This is a genomic window from Pseudomonas sp. WP18, assembly GCF_036689585.1.
In the GTDB taxonomy this organism is placed as follows: domain Bacteria; phylum Pseudomonadota; class Gammaproteobacteria; order Pseudomonadales; family Pseudomonadaceae; genus Aquipseudomonas; species Aquipseudomonas chlororaphis_E.
In genome coordinates this window covers 5197840-5216571 of record NZ_CP144758.1, presented here as the reverse complement: position 1 = coordinate 5216571, position 18732 = coordinate 5197840, and the positions used below count along the sequence as shown (strand labels likewise).

12 protein-coding genes are annotated in these 18732 nt (G+C 62.6%); 5 read left to right on the top strand and 7 right to left on the bottom strand.

What is annotated here, in order from left to right:
- Window positions 1–93 precede the first annotated feature (93 nt).
- From V5F23_RS23155 to V5F23_RS23140, 4 genes are all read left to right on the top strand, one after another.
- On the top strand, window positions 94–1950 hold the full coding sequence (locus V5F23_RS23155) for a DUF1302 domain-containing protein (protein WP_123579879.1): 1857 nt from the start codon (window positions 94–96) through the stop codon (window positions 1948–1950).
- 25 nt (window positions 1951–1975) lie between these two features.
- A complete protein-coding gene (locus V5F23_RS23150; RefSeq protein ID WP_123579878.1) occupies window positions 1976–3340 on the top strand; it encodes a DUF1329 domain-containing protein in 1365 nt (454 codons plus the stop codon).
- Between the two features lie 345 nt (window positions 3341–3685).
- Entirely contained in the window at window positions 3686–6421 is a 2736-nt protein-coding gene (locus tag V5F23_RS23145; RefSeq protein ID WP_123579877.1) for a LuxR C-terminal-related transcriptional regulator, read from the top strand.
- A 192-nt stretch (window positions 6422–6613) separates the two neighbouring features.
- Window positions 6614–7114: a methylated-DNA--[protein]-cysteine S-methyltransferase gene (locus V5F23_RS23140; RefSeq protein WP_047735953.1), complete on the top strand. Its 501-nt coding sequence runs from the start codon at window positions 6614–6616 to the stop codon at window positions 7112–7114.
- A 546-nt stretch (window positions 7115–7660) separates the two neighbouring features.
- Here the strand turns inward: V5F23_RS23140 and V5F23_RS23135 are convergent.
- From V5F23_RS23135 to V5F23_RS23125, 3 genes are all read right to left on the bottom strand, one after another.
- Window positions 7661–9568, bottom strand: a complete 1908-nt coding sequence (locus tag V5F23_RS23135; RefSeq protein WP_338496703.1) for an alkaline phosphatase D family protein — start codon at window positions 9566–9568, stop codon at window positions 7661–7663.
- 131 nt (window positions 9569–9699) lie between these two features.
- Window positions 9700–10695, bottom strand: a complete 996-nt coding sequence (locus V5F23_RS23130) for a TRAP transporter substrate-binding protein (RefSeq protein WP_338496701.1) — start codon at window positions 10693–10695, stop codon at window positions 9700–9702.
- Between the two features lie 118 nt (window positions 10696–10813).
- Window positions 10814–11230 carry a VOC family protein gene (locus tag V5F23_RS23125; protein WP_042730228.1) on the bottom strand — a complete coding sequence of 139 codons (417 nt, stop codon included), beginning with the start codon at window positions 11228–11230 and terminating at the stop codon, window positions 10814–10816.
- Window positions 11231–11394: 164 nt separating this feature from the next.
- Here V5F23_RS23125 and V5F23_RS23120 point away from each other — a divergent pair, with 164 nt between their 5' ends.
- Window positions 11395–12099, top strand: coding sequence for a hypothetical protein (locus V5F23_RS23120; RefSeq protein WP_042730227.1), 705 nt, complete (start codon window positions 11395–11397; stop codon window positions 12097–12099).
- On the opposite strand, the gene V5F23_RS23115 is transcribed toward V5F23_RS23120, so the two are convergent.
- From V5F23_RS23115 to V5F23_RS23100, 4 genes are all read right to left on the bottom strand, one after another.
- A complete protein-coding gene (locus tag V5F23_RS23115; RefSeq protein WP_338496697.1) occupies window positions 12072–12281 on the bottom strand; it encodes a hypothetical protein in 210 nt (69 codons plus the stop codon). The two genes, V5F23_RS23120 and V5F23_RS23115, sit on opposite strands and share 28 nt — an antisense overlap.
- A complete protein-coding gene (locus tag V5F23_RS23110; RefSeq protein ID WP_338496694.1) occupies window positions 12275–13417 on the bottom strand; it encodes a hypothetical protein in 1143 nt (380 codons plus the stop codon). Before V5F23_RS23110 ends, V5F23_RS23115 begins: the two co-directional genes overlap by 7 nt.
- A gap of 118 nt (window positions 13418–13535) precedes the next feature.
- A complete protein-coding gene (locus V5F23_RS23105) occupies window positions 13536–15032 on the bottom strand; it encodes a hypothetical protein (protein WP_338496690.1) in 1497 nt (498 codons plus the stop codon).
- A 290-nt stretch (window positions 15033–15322) separates the two neighbouring features.
- A complete protein-coding gene (locus tag V5F23_RS23100; RefSeq protein ID WP_338496688.1) occupies window positions 15323–18586 on the bottom strand; it encodes an AAA family ATPase in 3264 nt (1087 codons plus the stop codon).
- Between the last annotated feature and the right edge of the window lie 146 nt (window positions 18587–18732).

Sequence of the window (18732 nt, the reverse complement as noted above, 5' to 3'; positions counted from 1 at the left end):
GACTTCGACGGATGTCGGGACGCTGCCGCTCCCAGCCGTTGGGGTGTTCCTGGATAACCACTGCCATAACAATAATGCAATGGAGTAGCGTCGATGACCTCAGCAACCACGTTCTGGCGCCGGGCAAAATTGCCTCTGGCGGTCAGTCTCGCCTCTTCGCTCGCCGGGCCAGCCTTCGGCGTCAGCTTCAACATCGGTGAAATCGAAGGCCAGTTCGACTCGTCCCTGTCGGTCGGCGCGAGCTGGTCCACGGCCAAGCCCAACAAGGACCTGATCGGCGTCAACAACGGCGGCAAGGGCCTGTCCCAGACCTCCGATGACGGCCACCTGAACTTCAAGCGTGGGGAAACCTTCTCGAAGATCTTCAAGGGCATCCATGACCTGGAGCTGAAATACGGCGATACCGGCGTGTTCGTACGTGGCAAGTACTGGTACGACTTCGAACTCAAGGACGAAAGCCGCCTGTACAAGGACATCAGCGACAACAACCGCAAGGAAGGCGCCAAGTCCTCCGGCGGACAGATCCTCGACGCGTTCGTCTACCACAACTATGCGATCGCCGATCAGCCGGGCTCGGTCCGCCTGGGCAAGCAGGTCGTCAGTTGGGGCGAAAGCACCTTCATCCAGGGCGGCATCAACTCCATCAACCCGGTCGACGTGTCTGCGTTCCGTCGTCCTGGTGCCGAGATCAAGGAAGGCCTGATCCCGGTCAACATGTTCTACGTGTCCCAGAGCCTGACCGATAATCTGTCGGCCGAGGCGTTCTACCAGTTGGAATGGGACCAGACCGTTGTCGATAACTGCGGCACGTTCTTCTCCCAGCCGGATGTGATTGCCGATGGGTGCGACAACAACCTGCGGGTGTTGAACAAGCGTTCGAGCGTTCCGCTCCCGGGTCTTGTTCTACCGATATTGGAAGGCCAGGGCGTCGATATCAACGAAGAAGGCGTGCTGGTGCGCCGTGGCCCGGACCGCGACGCACGCGACAGCGGCCAATGGGGCGCATCGTTGAAGTACATGTTCGAACCGCTGGACACCGAGTTCGGTGCCTACTTCATGAATTACCACAGCCGTGCGCCGATTTTCAGTGCCCAGGGTGCTGCGCCACAGTTCTATACCGCGGGGCCCATCGCGGCACTGCGCCCGCTGATCGTGGCGGGTAATTCCAACTATTTCGTCGAGTACCCGGAAGACATCCGCTTGTACGGCTTGAGCTTCTCCACGACGCTGCCCACCGGCACGGCCTGGAGCGGTGAACTGAGCTACCGCCCGAATGCACCGGTGCAACTGAGCACCACCGACATTCTCTTCGCCGGCGTGACACCACTTCCCGGGTTTGGCAATGCATCGGTGCTCCAGGGCACGCCGGGCCAGGACCTGCATGGCTATAGCCGTAAAGAGATCACGCAATTCCAGACCACCTTCACCCACTTCCTCGATCAGGTCATGGGTGCCAGCCGCCTGACCCTGGTGGGCGAAATCGGTGTCACCCACGTGGGGGGCCTGGAAAGCAAATCCGACGCGCGCTACGGCCGTGACCCGGTGTTCGGTCCGGGCAAACTGCCCAATGACTTCTGTAACTCGCTCAACACCTCGACGGCAACAGGTGGCGGCCAGACCATTGGTAACGTGAACAGCAACTGCAACAACGACGGCTTCACCACCTCCACGTCCTGGGGCTACCGCGCGCGCGCCATCTGGGAATACCCGGACGTCTTCGCCGGGGTGAACCTCAAGCCCAACGTGGCCTGGTCCCACGACGTCAAAGGCTACTCGCCAGGCCCTGGCGGCAACTTCGAGGAAGGCCGCAAGGCCGTCAGCCTCGGGCTGGATGCCGAATACCAGAACACCTACAACGCGAGCCTGGCCTACACCAACTTCTTTGGTGGCGATTTCAGCACCGTGGACGATCGCGACTTCCTGGCGCTCAGCGTCGGCGTGACCTTCTAAGCACCGTATTTCAGGACGACACACTATGAAAAAAACAAAGAGTCTGTTGCAGGTCGGCGTTTTGGGACTGTCCCTGCTGGCCGCCAGCGTCATGGCGGCAGTGCCTGCCGCCGAAGCCGACAAACTGGGCAAGAGCCTGACGCCGATGGGCGCCGAGATGGCCGGCAATGCCGATGGTTCGATCTCGGCCTGGAAACCCATGGCCAAGAATGCCGGCGCCGTCGACAGCAAGGGTTTCCTCGCCGACCCGTACGCCAGTGAGAAACCCCTGTTCACCATCACCGCGCAGAACGTCGAGCAGTACAAGGACAAGCTCGCGCCGGGCCAGTACGCGATGTTCAAGCGCTACCCGGAAAGCTTCAAGATGCCGGTCTACCCGACCCATCGTGGTGCCACGGTGCCGGACGAGGTGTATGCCTCGATCAAGAAAAACGCTGTGAACACCAAGCTGGTGTCCGGCGGCAACGGCCTGGAAAACTTCGAGACGGCCATCCCGTTCCCGATCCCCCAGAGCGGTGTGGAAGTGATCTGGAACCACATCACCCGCTATCGCGGCGGCAGCGTGACGCGCCTGGTGACCCAGGCCACGCCGCAACCCAACGGCTCCTACAGCCTGGTGTACTTCCGCGACCAGTTCGTGTTCCGCGACAAGATGAAGGATTTCGATCCGGCCAATCCTGGCAACATCCTGTTCTACTTCAAGCAGCAAGTGACCGCGCCGGCGCGCCTGGCCGGTGGCGTACTGCTGGTGCACGAAACCCTCGACCAGGTGAAGGAGCCGCGTTCGGCGTGGGTCTACAACGCCGGCCAACGCCGTGTGCGCCGTGCGCCGCAGGTGTCCTATGACGGTCCGGGTACTGCCGCCGACGGCCTGCGTACCTCCGACAACCTGGACATGTACAACGGCGCGCCGGATCGCTACGACTGGAAGCTGGAAGGCAAGAAAGAGCTGTATATCGCCGCCAACAGCTACAAGATCGATTCGCCGCAACTCAAGTACGCCGACATCCTCAAGGCTGGCCACATCAACCAGGACCTGACCCGCTACGAGCTGCGCCGTGTTTGGCACGTGACCGCGACCCTGAAGGAAGGCCAGCGCCACATCTACGCCAAGCGTGACTTCTTCATCGACGAAGACACCTGGCAAGCCGCGGTCATCGACCATTACGACGGTCGTGGCCAACTGTGGCGCGTGGCCGAGGCCCATGCCGAGAACTACTACGACAAGCAAGTGCCGTGGTATGCCCTGGAAACCCTCTACGACCTGCAGTCCGGCCGCTACCTGGCGCTGGGCATGAAGAACGAAGAGAAACAGGCCTACGACTTCGGCTTCACCGCCAGCACGGCCGACTTCACCCCGAACGCACTGCGTCAGGACGGCATTCGCTAAAAACCGCTTTACCCGAGGCCGCATCCTCGAAGAAACGCCCCGACCTGGTTCGGGGCGTTTTTTTTTCCGAACACAAAGTCCTGTGGCGAGGGAGCTGCTCCCGCTGGGTTGCGCAGCAACCCCAAGGCAACCCGCCTTGTTTACCTGGCACCTGAGCACTTTGCTTCGCGGTCCAGCGGGAGCAAGCTCCCTCGCCACGGAAGGGATGTCTGGCGCGTTTTTCAGGGTGAATTGACTTGTAGTCTTTTTGTAGCCATTTGTAGCACTCCCTTCAATACCTCCTCGTTTACCGCTAGTCTGCGGACATCTGCAACGCCGCCATCCGCCTTTCAACAAGAGTCGGCCATGACTGATTTGTCTTCACTTCCGGATTCTGCCCGCGCAGCCATCGCGGTCCAGGACGGGCGTTTCTACCGCCCGCCCTTGCCCGATGGCCACGTCGTGCGGCCGCGGTTGTGCGAGCGTTTGAGTGCGGGGCTTGGCGGCCGGCTGTTGTTGGTGAGCGCCCCGGCGGGGTTCGGCAAAAGCTCCCTGGCGGTGGAGTTCTGCCAGAGCCTGCCGGCCCATTGGCAAAGCCTCTGGCTGGGGTTGAGCGCCCGGGATAACGACCCGGGGCGTTTCCTGGAGCGGCTGCTCGAAGGGCTCCAGGCATTCTTCCCGCAGTTGGGCCGTCGGGCGCTGGGGCTGTTGAAGATGCGCCAGCGGCATCAACCCTTTGCCTTTGAAGAGTGGCTCGATGGCCTGCTGGACGAGCTGTCCAGCCATCTTTCAGCGCGCGACCCATTGCTGCTGGTACTCGATGACTATCACCTGGCCCAAGGGCCGGTGCTGGATCGTTGCCTGCAATTTTTCCTCAACCATCTGCCCGAAGGCCTGTTGGTGCTCGTCACCAGCCGCCAGCGGCCGGACTGGCACCTGGCGCGCCTGCGCCTGTCGCGGCAACTGCTCGAACTGAGCGAACAGGACCTGCGCCTGACCCATGAAGAAGCCCAGACCCTGCTCCAGCATCACAGCAGTTCGTTGCGCGGCGAGGCGTTGGACAATCTCATCCAGCGCAGCGAAGGTTGGGTGGCCGGGTTGCGTTTCTGGCTGCTGGCCGCCGCCGAGGCCGGCACCGAAGGCCTGCTGCCGCAGTCCCTGCACGGCGGGGAAGGGCTGATCCGCGATTACCTCCTCGAAGAAGTCATCGACTGCCTGCCGGCCGAGGTGCAGGCATTTCTCTACGACACCGCCCCCCAGGAGCGCTTTTGCAGTGCGTTGTGCGACGCGGTGCGCGAAGCCCATGACAGCGCCGAGATCCTGCGCTATCTGGCGTCCCACCAAGTGTTCCTGGTGCCGCTGGACGAGCATGGTCATTGGTACCGCTATCACCACCTGTTTTCCGACCTGTTGCGTAGCCGTCCCAGTGCGCCGGCCATGGTCCCGGCCGCGACCCTGCACCTGCGCGCCTGTCGCTGGTTCAATGCCCAGGGCCTGATCGACGAAGCGGTGGAGCAGGCCCTGCGGGCCGGGCACCTGGACGTGGCGGCGAACCTGGTGCAGAACCTCTCGGAGGAGCAACTGCTGGCCGAGCAGAACGTCGGCATGTTGTTGCGCTGGAAAATGGACCTGCCCGACAGCCTGCTCATCAGCACCCCGCGACTGATCGTGCTCTACAGCTGGGCGCTGGGGCTGGCCTGCCAACTGGACGCCGCCGAAGAGTTGGCGGCGCACCTGAGCCGCTTCCTGCCGGCGCCTTCGGCCACCGCGCAAAAATCCATGCTCGCCCAATGGTTGGCCCTGAGCGGGATCGTTGCCCGCGGCCGCGGCGATCGCGAAGCCACTGTGCGCTATTGCAGCGAAGCGCTGGAAAGCCTGCCGCAAAAGCGCTATGGCCAACGCCTGATGTGCCTGTCCACCATGTCGAACCTGGCGATTGCCGACGGCGACCTGTGGCGCGCCCGTGGCCTGAATCGTGATTCCCTGGAGCTGGCGCAGCGGGTCGGCAATCCGCTGTTCGAGGCCCTGGCCCATTACGATCGCGCCAGGGTCCTGCAAGCCCGCGGCGAGATCCAGCGGGCGCTGGATGAAGTGCATCAAGGGTTGCAACGCTTGCACGCGCTGTCGCCGCAACGGCTTTACGCGGTGCGGGCGCGGCTGACCCTGTACGAAGGTTTCCTGCTGACCTTGCGCATGCAACCCCAGGCTGGGTTGACGCGGTTGCAGGCCGGCCTGACCGAAGCCCGGGCCTGTCGCGACATCAGCGTGCTGCTCGGTCATTGTGTGATCGCGCGGATCGAAGGCAACAACGGCGAGTTCGCCCGGGCCTTCGCCGAACTGGCCGAAGCCGAGCGCCTGATGCACATCTGGGACGTGCCCCCGATTTACTACCTGGCGATGATCACCCTGGTCAAATGCGAACTCTGGCTCGCCCAGGGCCGTACCGACCTGGCCGAGGCCTGGCTGTCGCGGCTGGGGCAGACTTACACCGGCGAACGGGCGGCCGCGCCACCGGAGTTCCATCCGCAACTGCCGCTGCATGTCGAGTTGCAACAGGCGCTGCTCGAATCCATCCGTGGCCAGCCGATGCTCGCCGAGGGACGGCTCAATGCCTTGCTCGAACAGGGTCAGCAGACCGGCCGGCAAATGCTCAGTGTGATGGCGCTCAACCAGAAAGTCGCCCTGTTGCTTGGGCTTGGCCGCGAACCCGAAGCGCGGCGGGCCCTGGCCCAGGCGTTCGAAGCGGCTGCCGGCGGTGTCTTGCAGCCCTTCGAATGGTTGCTGGGCGAGCACCGTGAATGGCTGCGTGAACAACTGCTGCACGCCGCCCCCGGCCCTGTGCGCGAACAATTGCTCGAACGCCTGCCGTCGGCGGTGGCCCTGCCGGCCGAGCCTTCGACACCGGTCGAGACCCTCAGCAGCCGCGAGCGCGCGGTGCTGCAATTGATCGCCCAGGGCTGCTCGAACCAGGAAATCAGCGAGCAATTGTTTATTTCGCTGCACACGGTGAAGACCCACGCCAGCCACATCAACAGTAAACTCGGCGTCGAGCGCCGCACCCAGGCGGTGGCGCGGGCGAAGGCGTTGGGGTTGTTGGGGTGAATGAGGTCCACCGGTGGTGAGGGGCTTTTGTGGCGAGGGGATTTATCCCCGTTGGGGTGCGAAGCGCCCCCTCCCAATGAGCGTAATCTGTTTGACACAGCGAGTTAGCAGGCTTCAGGGCTGCTCCGCACCCCAACGGGGATAAATCCCCTCGCCACAGAAAGCCAGCCAGAGTCGTTAGGAATGACGCCAATGCCACCCCTCTACAAAACCATCCCATCCCCCGTCGGCCAACTGACCCTCGTCGCCCGTGAGCGCAAGCTGGCGGCCATCCTGTGGGAGAGCGAGCGGCTCAACCGGGTACGCCTGGGGCCGCTGGAAGAGGACAGCCAGCACCCGACCCTCAAGGAAACCGAGCGCCAACTGGCGGAGTATTTCGCCGGCCAGCGCAGCCGTTTCGAGCTGGAACTGGATTTTGCTGGCACCGACTTCCAGATCCGGGTCTGGCAGGCATTGCTGACCATCCCCTTCGGCCAGACCCGCAGCTACCGCGACATCGCCATCCAGATCGGCCAACCGACTGCGGTGCGGGCGGTGGGCGCGGCCAACGGGCGCAACCCGATCTCGATCATCGCCCCCTGCCACCGCGTCATCGGCAGTTCCGGCAGCCTGACCGGTTTCGCCGGCGGCCTGGCCGCCAAACAGTTCCTGCTCAGCCTCGAAGGCCAGCAAACCCTCCAGTTGGCATTCTGAAGACTGCGGGAGCGGGGTGGGCGCAGGATCAGCGTTTCGCCACCAACCCATTGTGGGAGCGGGCTTGCCCGCGAAAGCGGAGGGTCAGCTTGCAACGATGTTGGACGTACCGGCCCCTTCGCGGGCAAGCCCGCTCCCACAGTTATTCGGGTTGGCCGCAGGATTAGTGTTCGCCACAACCCATTGTGGGAGCGGGCTTGCCCGCGAAAGCGGAGGGTCAGCTTGCAACGATGTTGGACGTACCGGCCCCTTCGCGGGCAAGCCCGCTCCCACAGTTATTCGGGTTGGCCGCAGGATTAGTGTTCGCCAACCCATTGTGGGAGCGGGCTTGCCCGCGAAAGCGGAGGGTCAGCTTGCGGCGATGTTGGATGTACCGGCCCCTTCGCGAGCAAGCCCGCTCCCACAGTTATTCGGGTTGGCCGCAGGATTAGTGTTCGCCACAAACCATTGTGGGAGCGGGCTTGCCCGCGAAAGCGGAGGGTCAGCTTGCAACGATGTTGGATGTACCGGCCCCTTCGCGGGCAAGTTCCCGCAGGGGGAGTGGCTTCAAGTCGGCGGCGATTTCGGCGCCTGCATGCGGGTTGGCGGTTTGCCGTTGGCGTTGTGTTGGTAGATCTGTGCCGGTTGTCCCTGTTCATTGAAGAACACCTGGCCAATCCCCGCTGAGTTCCACAGGCGCTCGCCGGCCTCGGCATGTTCCGGGGTATGGGGAACGATGCGCATGCTGCGGCGCTTGGTGAACCAGTTCAGGGGCGAGCGCGGAGCGTAGAGCCAGCGGTTCAGGCGGTCGAACCATTCCAGCAGCGCCGGCGGGAACTCATTCTTGATGCCGCTGCTGGTGATCTGCCAGATGCGCGGGCCGCCCTTGCGGTGTGGGATAAGCACCTCGTAGACGAAGGAATAATGCACATCGCCTGACAGCACCACGTAATTACCGGGTGTGCGCGAGTGTCGGAAAATGTTCAGGATCACTTGGGCCGCACCGCGATGGGCCATCCAGTTTTCCGCATCCACCAACAGCGGATAACCGCACCAACTGAACACCCGTTGCACGGTTTCGATCAGCTTCACCCCGAAGATCGGCGCCGGCGAGACGATGATCGCCGAAGGATGGTCCAGCAGTTCCTGTTGCAACTCGCTCAGGGCTTCCCAATCCAGCAGGCCGGACGGTTGCTTGAGGTTGTTCTCGCTGCGCCAGCGGCGGGTGCGGGTGTCGAGCACCACCAGGGCCGGCGTGCTCGGCATCACGTAGTGCCACTGCTGGAAGCCCAGCAGCGTGTCGATCAGTTTGTCCTGCGGCGCGCTGTCGAGGTAGCGGTCGCGAGCGGTGGCGGTCACGGCCAGGGTTTGCTGGAGCACGTCGGCAAAGGCGTCCGGGTTATTGCCCCAACCCTGGCAGAGCATGTAGGCGATCAGAGCGTTGCCGATGATGCGCTTGGAGAACGGATGGCCATAGGCCGTTTCCTCCCATTGCGCGGACAGATTCCAGTCGTCGGTGATGTCGTGATCGTCGAAGATCATCAAGCACGACAGGTGCGCAAACACCCGCGCCACGCCACCCAGTCCGGCCTTGAAGGCGTCGATGCGTTGCTGTTCCAGGTCATAGCGCTGGCGCCGCTCCGGGGTCAGCTCGGGCGGCACCACGGTGATCAGCGTCCAGGGCACCGGCGACCACACCAGCAGGTACATCGCCATGACCTCGGCAAACGTCACCAGGTGATTGTCGGCGCTGCTGCTGGTGAAAATCGGTTTGCGCGCCCCGCCAAAGAAGCGCTCGCGCAGGGTTTCGTTGCTCTCCAGTGCCGGCAGTAAATCGGCGCGATGGTAATAACTGGCCGGGTGCCGGTAGAGCCTGGCGCTGTCTTGCACCACGGCACCGTCCAGGCATTCCTCGAACAGGCCCAGGCGCTCGATCAAGGCATGGATCGCCCGCAACATGGGGCCCGCGACGTCATCGGCGTAAACCTGGTCGCCGCTCATCATCAGCAACGCCGGCCGTTGTGCCGAGTCCTGTGCCAACAGCCGGTCGACACACAGTAGGCCGTCATTGGCCGGGTAATGGGGCTTGCGGCACGAGCCGTGGACCAGTTGCTCGATGCGCGAATGCAGCATGAAGTTCGGGCACTGCGCCTCGCCATACAACAGGTGCGGCGCCCATTCGGCAATCGGGGCGCCATCCACCCGCAGGTCGTAATCGATCGGCACGTCCTGGGGTAGGGGGCTGTCGAGTGGCACGTCAATCAGATGGACGAACGCGTGCTGCCCCACCGGCACCACGGTGCAAAGCGGCCCGTCGAGCTCAAGATCGCCCACTGCGTTGATGTGCAGCGTCAATGCCAGCGGTCGCGTGCCCACCAGCCACATCACCAGCCGCGTCGGTTCCAGGCGCCGCAACAGCGGACCGACCAGCACAGGGGGCAGGGAAGAGGCAATGTCAGCAGAAGACGGCAACATGGGTGGCGCAGGCTCTGTTCAGGGCAAGGCCGGGATCATAGCGCACTGTGCCTTGCGGCTGGACAGGACAAGCATTGTTCCGTGGCGAAGGCGCTCGTTGCCGCTGGGGACGAAGGGCCTTCGCCATGGTGTTACTGCGGCTTATTGGACGCTTCGGCGGCCTTGATCAGGTCTGGCCCGATCGCCTTCTCGAACGTCGCCCACACCGGCTTCAACCGTTCGCGCCAGGCGTTGCGCTCTTCGGGGGTGAGGGTAATGATCTCGGTGGTCTTGGCGTCGAGCACATATTGCTTGTCCTGCTGATTCAGCCGGTCCGCTTCCTGGTTCACATGGGCTGTCACCTCCACCACGATCTTGTCCAGTTCGCTGCGAATGTCCGGCGGCAGGTTGTTCCAGAAGTCGGAGGTGGTGATCAACATGTAGTCGAGTACGCCGTGGTTGGTCTCGGTGACGTACTTCTGCACTTCATGGAGTTTCTGGTCGTAGAAGTTCGAATAAGGATTCTCCGTGCCGTTGACCAGGCCCGTGCGCAAGGCTTGGTAAACCACCGAAAAAATCATCTTCTGGGCCTTGGCGCCCAATACCTTGAACTGTTCTTCCAGCACCGCTGAAACCTGCACCCGGAATATCAAGCCACGGGCATCGTCGGGGCTGCGCAAGGGCTTGTTGGCCGACAACTGCTTCATGCCGTTGTGCCAATAGGCCAAGCCGGTGACATTCTTGCTTTCCATGGACTTGAGCAACTTCTGGCCCTCGGGGCTCAGTTGAAAGCGGTCCACGGCGGCAATGTCGTCAAACAGGAACGGCAAGTCGAACAACTGCACGGTCCGGGTGTACTGCTCGAACTTCGCCAGTGACCGGGCAATGATCTGCACATCCCCCAACAGCAAGGCTTCCATCTCCTTGTCATCGCCATACAGCGTGGAATTGGGGTACACCTCGACCCGGACCTTGCCTGGCAATCGCTCCTCCACCAACTGCTTGAACAGCAGTGCGCCCTGGCCCTTGGGCGTTTGTTCGCCCACCACGTGGGAGAACTTGATGACAATCGGTTCGGCCGCCATGGCCGTGCCCAGCGCACTGACGGCCAGCATGCAGGCGAGTGTTTTGCACAGGCGTTTGAGCATTGCGAAGTTCCCTTTGCGTTGTGATGGGCGGCGCGGTGGTTCAAGAACGAGACACTGCAAGTCTAGGAGAAAAACCGTCGGCTGCCGGGCGACGCAGGGGGACCTTGAGTGGCGCCTTTTACGGCTCTTGAGCAGGGCCTTTCAATTCGATCTGGTTGCCATCCGGGTCGAGGCAGTAGATCGACGGGCCCTGGCCTTGCGCGCCGTATCGCACCTGCGCTTTCTCGGCCTCGACGCCGTTGGACGCCAGATGCGCGAGGATCGCGGCTTCATCGAAGGGCTCGATGCGCAGGCAGAAGTGGTCGACATTACGACGCTGCTTATCGGCGGCCGGACCGCCCGGGCGCCCCAGCGGCCCTTCGACATCCACCAGATCGATCATCGAGACGCCTGTACCGAGATGGAGCATGCCAAGGTCATCTCGACGCTTCCTGAGTTCGCAGCCGAGCACCGACGTATAGAACGCCAGGCTACGCTCCATGTCCTTGACCCGCAGGACGATGTGATCGATGTGCTGAATCGTGAAGTTCCTCATGGCGGCCTCAGGATCGTTGAATGGCAGGGCTCCTATCACCTTAGTGGAGAACAGGCAGAAACCAAGCCGTAAAGACTTGTGGGAATGGGCCATTGTGCAGACGATGGCGAGCCTGCTCGCGAAGCCATCAGCCCAACCACCCCGAACGCCTGGATGCGTACCCCATGATGAACTGGTTCAGAACCCTCACCCGTACAGATGCCATTGCCACACTGGCCTTGATCGTCTCCATCGCTTCAGCTTTCTTCACCTACCAGCAATACCGGGACAGCGTCGCCAGCCGCAAAACCCCGATCATCATCCGGGTCGGTGCCGAGCACACCAAGGTGTCCTTCTACAAACCCTATAAAGATGCCTCGGTCGTGCTCTTCAAACAGCGCTACAAGATCATCCTCACCAACAACAGCTTCAACCCCGAAAGCGTGATCGATTGGCGGATCTGGGAGCGCAGGGAAAACGGTGGGGGAGAATACCTCGGCATGAAATCCAAGCTGCTCGATTCCACAGGGGCGCCGATGAACCTGCCGTTCCTGATCGGCGCGAAAGAGAGCAAGGTGATCTTCCTGGACGTCGGCCAGAAGGTCACGCCAGATGCCTGGGCGGCCGTCGGGCCCCATGTGGGCCTCGACAAGGAGATGGACTGGTTCGAGGCCGACCGGCTCTTTGCCGATGCCGGGTATCCGCTGTTCGGGCAACTCACCCCGGGTGAAAGCTCCAAGCACCAAGGCCTGCAGGTCGACCGCTGGCTGGCTGGCCCGGCTTACCAGGAGTTCCAGCTGAATTTCAGCAAGGCCGATGGGTATGAGGTGGCTGCTCAATTGTCATTGAATGTCAGCGATGTTTATCCACAGGGGGAGGCTGAGCGGTAAAACTGGCTGACAAACGCACGATCAAGCGCCTCGACCACCAGCACGATATCCAGATCCTTGGTCGGTCGGAATGTCTCTCCCAACTCGTCCATGACCATCGAAGCCGCCACGCCGCCAATCAGGATGTAACTGTCCTGATAGTCCTTGAAATACTCCTTGAACCGCTCTACGCCGACTACCATGTGAGGTTCTCCATCATTTCATCCAGACACATTTGCACGCGCTCATCATGGTCATCCTTGAGGCTGAGGTAGAGGGAAAAAGAATCGACAGCGCCCGGGGCTGAGTTGCTATGCACCGGCTCGTAGCTCCATACCTGAATGCAACATATGGCATGGTTTTGCGGTACTTCACGGTAAGGGGCGGTGCTTTCCAGTTTCGAATTCGTCGTTGTTGAGGTTGAGCTCCAAAGGCCGAAGTTCTTCCCATGGGCTGCATTCATTTCCAACTGAGCATGCGCTCGAATGTGATCGAACTGAGCTGCCGTCATGGCAAAGACAGGTACTTTTGGACTGGCGAGAAGGCTCATCTCAGCCAATGCCGACTCTCCTGCCAGCAGCATCGGAATGTCAGAGGCCTCGGGTATGGCATTGAGCCAAAGTGTCTTTTTGACCGGGGTGCGCATGTGCTCTTTCGCCCTCTCCCAGGTTTCTCTGGGTGACAGGTGAAAGAAAATCGCGTTCTCGCCCATTTCCTTTCCAGGTTGCACGATATCCAGATCGGTCAGTTCCTTGATGGCTCGGGTGACGGTCATTTTCGCGTAGCTAACGGATTTCTCGAACGCGGAACGGGTTGTCAGCCACTTGTCCTGCCAGCCCTTGACCAGACACTGAATCAGCATGGCTTGAGTGGCTGGGCTCAGGGCCTGGGTTTTTTCCAGGCGCTGCCTGTAGTATTCGCGCAAATCCATGCCAAATGCTGGCAGAAAAAGTTGATTGCCTGGCACGATAAATTGGACACGCTTCTCTATCAGCCGCTTTCTGTCATAGCTCGGAAGTGTGTCGGTGACAAAAATCATCAGATGACCGGTGCCGGGTAACTTGTTGTACGCCGGTAGGTTGCGAATGGCTTGTATATGCTTGGCGACGTCCGCGACGCTGGCCTCACGCTGTGGACGCTCCTTTAGGATAAGACACTCGACGTTGAATAGTTCCGTAAGGAAAAACTCGTACCGGTCCCGCAGGGCATACGGAAGGACTTTGACCTCTTTCCAGGGCTTAAAGCGCAGCTTCAGACCGAGCACGCTTTCAACATAGACTTTGAGTTCGAAAAGATCAGGCCTTTCAATGAACTCAGGGTGGCGGCGGGTGGCAGTCATTGGGTGAGTGTCAATATCACGATTTCAGCACGGTATCAGAGGTGTTGATAGCGTGCAAAATTTCTGGTGTTTTTCGTATTTGAATGGCGCTCGCTCTCTCAAACACGGGCCTTGGTTTTCATTCAAAAGCCAGGACATCAACGCCCTTGGCCTCGACCATCTGCGCAAACACCGGCAACCGCGCCACGAACGCTGTTTCAAACGCCAGGTACCGATCCTGCGCCGGCAGGTAGCGGATGTGCGGCTTGATGCGCCGGATGTCTCGGGTCGACAGTTTCAGCACCTCATGGGTGGCCTGGTTCCAGAACCACGCCAGGGTGTGTGAGCCGAAGGTGTGGGTCTGGTAGTTCCACACCCACCAGTCGCCGTGTCCGCGGCCAACGTGCAACGTGCCGTGGAAGGTGCGCAGGGTGATGACCTGCTTGGGCTGGGTGACGAGCAGGCGCGTGTCCTGGCGCAGTTCGCTGCCAAAACCGTCGAGCAACGCCTGGGTCCTGGCGCCGGTCATGAAGTTGAAGCGCCACGCCAGCAGCACGGTTTCCTGGTAACCCGAGTGTTCGACATTCTGCCGCGTGCTTTCGCTGAACAGCAGGATCTCGTCGCCCCCGAGGTAGGCGGTCGCGGCGCGCAGTTTGCCGCCGTCGGCCGGCATCGGTTTAGCGGCGACGGCCTCGTGGGGCGCATCCTGGTGCCAGATCCAGCACTGCGTACCGCGGTCCTGCATGAACAGCAAGCGGCGCGGGCCGATGGGCAGGATACTCAACTCATCCGAATGCTCGAAGATGACCTGGCTGCTGTCGGCGGTGATCCGCCAGATGCGCGTCAGGTGTTCGGGCTCGTACAGTCGCTGGCGTTCGAACACTTGGCCATCGACCACCACGCAGGGTTCTTCGAACGCGGGCCATTGTGTCTGCGCAGGGCCGAAGGGCTGTACGTCTTCGCCTTCGCGACGCTCGTAGATGTAGCGGTCGTCGGCGCTGTAGGCACCCCGTTCGACCTGACGGCGCCACAGGCTGCGTTGGGCGTTGGCGTCGATCAACTGCAGGTCAGCGCCATCGACCGGGTCGGTCCGGTGTTCGAGCATGTCCTGTTCGGCGGGCGGCCATGGGTTGTAGTCGATCAGGAAACACAGCCACTGCTCGTCGTCCTGTTCGGTAATGCCGGCCCAGCCATTGTGGTAGTTGTATTCGTGCACATAGGTGGGCCCGGGATAGTCATGGACTTCAGGCAGCCAGTTCAACGGCTTGCGTTTGGTTGGCGTGGATTTGCGCGGGGTGGCGGCGCGAGCCTGCTCGATCCGTGTCGGGGTGAAGGGCGCCCGGTCCTGCCAATGCCGGGCAAACGCTTCGCGCTGCTCGGTCGGGACGATGACGGGCCGGTAGTCATCAGCACCGGCGTCGAGGTTCCACAGGTCGTAGCCGTGGCGCGCCAGCGCCGTTGCCAGGGCCTGGAAACAGACCTCGGGCATTTCGTTGGACAGTTCGTCCAGCAACGCTTCGAATGGCGCTCCGGTAAACACCGCGATGTCGGGATAGTAATGCTGGAACAACCCCAGGCATTCAGCGCCCGGCGTTTTCCAGTCGAGATGAATCAGCGGATCGAAACCGAGTTGCATCGTGCCTGCCGTCCCTATGGTTTTCAGCAGCCCTATCTTAGGCTCTGTCTGAAAAGCCTTGATACTCGTTCATGCTGCGTTGAAAACCGGCTCGTGCGCGAGTCCGATCGGAATGCTCATTTACTCCAGTAAAGTCGAGCGCGACCCCGGCCGTTCCTCGCCGGTTTTCGCCTTGCCTGACCTTCGTCTCAAGACTTTTCAAACAGAGCCTAGCCGGACAGCGAAGCAAAAAGCGCTCGCCATGGCAGGGCGTCCAGGGCGCTTTTGCTGGGGATGAAACCGCTCGGCCATCAGCCCAGCAACGCCCTCAAGCGAGGCATCGTGTTGCCAAACCCCAGCCGCTGTCCGTCCTCCCACAGGCCCTTGGGCATGGTCTCGCCGCGTAACGCTCGCCCCGCGCCATCAATCACCTGCACATGGTGACTGACCCAGGCACACGACGAGGCCTGCGGCAGCGCGGCCATCTGTTCTGCCTGCCAGGTCGCCCGTTCAACATCGCCGGCCAGCAGGCAGGTTTCCGCCGCCGCCACGCGAAAGCGCAGGGCGTTGTGGGCCAGGCAGGCCTGGGTGAGCTGGGCTTCGCCCTTGAGCAGTGCCTGCTCGCTCAGGGGCGAGTCGTCGACGATCATCGCCAGGCTGCCGTAGACCCACGGGCCGATGTAGCGTTGCAGCTCGAAACGTTCGACCAGGCTGGCCGCGTCGATGATCAGGGCCTGTGCCCGCTCGCGATCGCCGTGGTGCAGCGCCACGCGCGCCAGGCCTTCGAGCAATATCGCTTCGAAACGGCTGGCGCCGAGGTTGCGGGCCAGTTCCAGTGCGCCGTTCAGTTGTTGCTCGGCAGCATGGGCCTGGCCGCTTGCGACCAGGCCCCAGGAGGCGGTCAGGCGGGAGAACACTTCGGCGCGGTGGTTGCCGATCTTGCGGCTGCATTCGATGGCGTCGGCGGCGTCGCGCAAGGCGGGTTCGGGTTGGCCCAGGTAAAGCTGCGCCGAGCCCCGGGCGCTGCGGTTGCTCGCTTCCACGTGGACCAGCCCATGACGTTCGCACAGGCGTACGCATTGGTCGAAGACTTCGTAGGCGGTTTGCATCCGGCCTTGTGCGTAGTAGGAATCGCCGATGCCACTCAGGGCCTTGGCTTCGCTTTCCAGGTGGCGACCGATGCGCGCATAGGACAAGGCTTCTTCGTGCAGCCGGCGGCATTCGGCGTAGTCGCCACGGGGGAAGTAGATGTTGCCGCGCAATTGATGCAACTGTGCGAGGGCGATGTGGGCGTGCAGCGTGCGGGCGATCGGCAGGGTGGCTTCGATCAGGCGTTCTTCTTCGTCCAGGCAATCCAGGGTGTTGAGGGCGGCCGCGAGGCCGAGGGCGGCGTCGATTCGGTCTTGGGGCTGTACCGCCAAGGCCAGCGCCTGCTGGAAATGCTCCCGCGCCTCGGCGGTCTGGCCGAGGCCGGCACAAGCCTGGCCGCACAACAGGGCGAACGGGAAGTGGTGGCGCGTGCGCGCGTCGAAGGCCGCGCATTGGCGGGCCAGCGCCAGGACGCTGTCGTACTGGCAGGCGAGGCGCTTTTCGTCCATGGCCGCCAGCAATGCGTCGAACGCCGCCGGGTCGTTGCCTCGTAGCAGGTGCTGGGCGTGGAGTGTCCGGTCGCGCTCGCGGTAGAGCCGTGCCACGTCGCGGTGCAGTTGTTCGCGCAGGGCGGTGGGCATGGCGTCGTAGAGGCAATGCATGACCAGGTCATGGACGAACACGAAGCTTCCCGGCTCGACCTCGCGCAACAGTCCCTGGCGCATGTCCGCCGTCGGCAGGTAAGTGGGCTGGCCCAGGGCTTCGCGCCAGAGCGTCAGTTCGAAACGGTTGCCCAGGACGGCGGCGTAGTGCAAGGCGCGGCGCTGGTCGGGGGCGAGTTTGTCGAAGCGGGTCTGGACCAGGTGCCGCAGGCTGTCGGGGAACACGCCTCCCTCACTCGACAACAGTTGTGTCAGGTACAGCGGGTTGCCCTGGGCGCGGGTGACACAGTCGGCCCGATAGCGCGGGTCGACGTCGGTGAACTGATCCGCCAGGGCGGTGGCTTCGCGGGCGCGGATCGGCGCGATGTCCAGCAGGCTCATGGGGTGGCTGGCGCCGGCGCGGATCTGGTTTTCCAGCGGGTCGCCTTCGGGGCGTGACGTCAGCAGCCAGACGATCGGCGCCTCGTCCGTGGCGTTGAGCAGCTTGGCCAGCATGCCAAACAGCGCGCTGTCGCCCCAGTGCAGGTCTTCAAGGCAGATCAGCAGGGGCTGGTGCACCGCGAGGCGCAGCACCACCTCACACATGGCCTGGAACAACCCCTGGGTGCGGGCCTGGTTGCTCATCGCCGCGTAGAGAGCGGGCGGTTCGGCCGCGCCAATGCCCGTCAACACGTGAAGAAACATCCGATGCTCGGCCGCGACTTTCAGGCGCGACAATGCCTCCTCCAACTGACCCGCGCCAACCGGCCCCAGGCCGAGCAGGCTGTGGAGCAACTGTCCCAGCGGCCAGAGGCTGTTGTTCATGCCGAAATCCAGCACATCGCCGCGATGGCAGGCGAAGCCGCTCTGTCGGGCGATGTCGACAAACTCACTGACCAGGCGGGTCTTGCCGATGCCGGCCATTCCACGCACGTACACCACATGGCCGTCCTGGCATTCCTGGGTGGCCTCGATCACGCCCTTGAACTGCAACAGTTCAATCGCCCGGCCCACCAGCGGGCGGGGCGCGTTTTCGTCGAGGCTGCGCGGGCGCCGGCATTTTCGATAGGCGGGAAACACCTCGTCGGCGGCGTAGAACTCAAACCGTGAGGCCAGCTGTTCGAGCAGGTTCTGGGCGACGTACACCGGCGCATGCCCGTAGCGATCCTGCAGCGGCTGGTGGGCCAGCGAAAGCGCCTCGGTGTGCAGCTCCGGGCTTTCGGCACTCAAGCGCACCAGCCGCAGCAACAAGGCGTGCCCCGGCTTGACGAACGCCCCCCGGCTCAGCGCCAGCGCGCAGAGCAAGCCGCGCTCGCTGTCACTACGGTACGCCTGGGGGGAACCGAACTGGGCGATCACCACGCCTTGGGTCATCCCGAGCGGGACACCGCCGAACTGGCGCACCAACCGCTCGACCTCGTCGCTCAGCCCCTGGGTATCGAGACCGAAGGACAGCTCCAGCACATATCGGATGACGGTCTCGTCGGCCTGGCTCAACGTGTGTTGCGCAAAGGCCTGGTCGTGCAGTGCGAGCACGGCCTGTTCGATATCGACCAGCGCCGCCGAGGCGGATGGCCCGAGCAGCGCGCTGACATCGACATCGAACGCCGTGGCCAGGTGACGGGCCGTGCGGTAGAGCACCGGCTTACCGGTTTCGGCGCGCTTGATCGAGGCAATGGACACGCACAGGTGTCGGTTCAGGCAGGCTTCGGCCAGGGTTTCCTGGCTCAGGCCGTGCTGTTTGCGCAGGCCTTTCAACGAGGCGGCGTCCAGCAATACGCGGCCGTCCGATACGGAGGCGTCGGGCTTGGGCAGGGCTGGAAACGAGCTTTGTCTGGAGTCCATGTCGATAGCCCTGGCCGGCCCCTTCGCTTCGGGCGGCGCGCCAATGAATGCACAATCCGATGTCGATCACCGGCACTTGCGAGGTCGAGCCTGGAAAACCGTTCGAGTCTACTCCACTGCATCGCCCGCGTTAACGGAAAGATGGC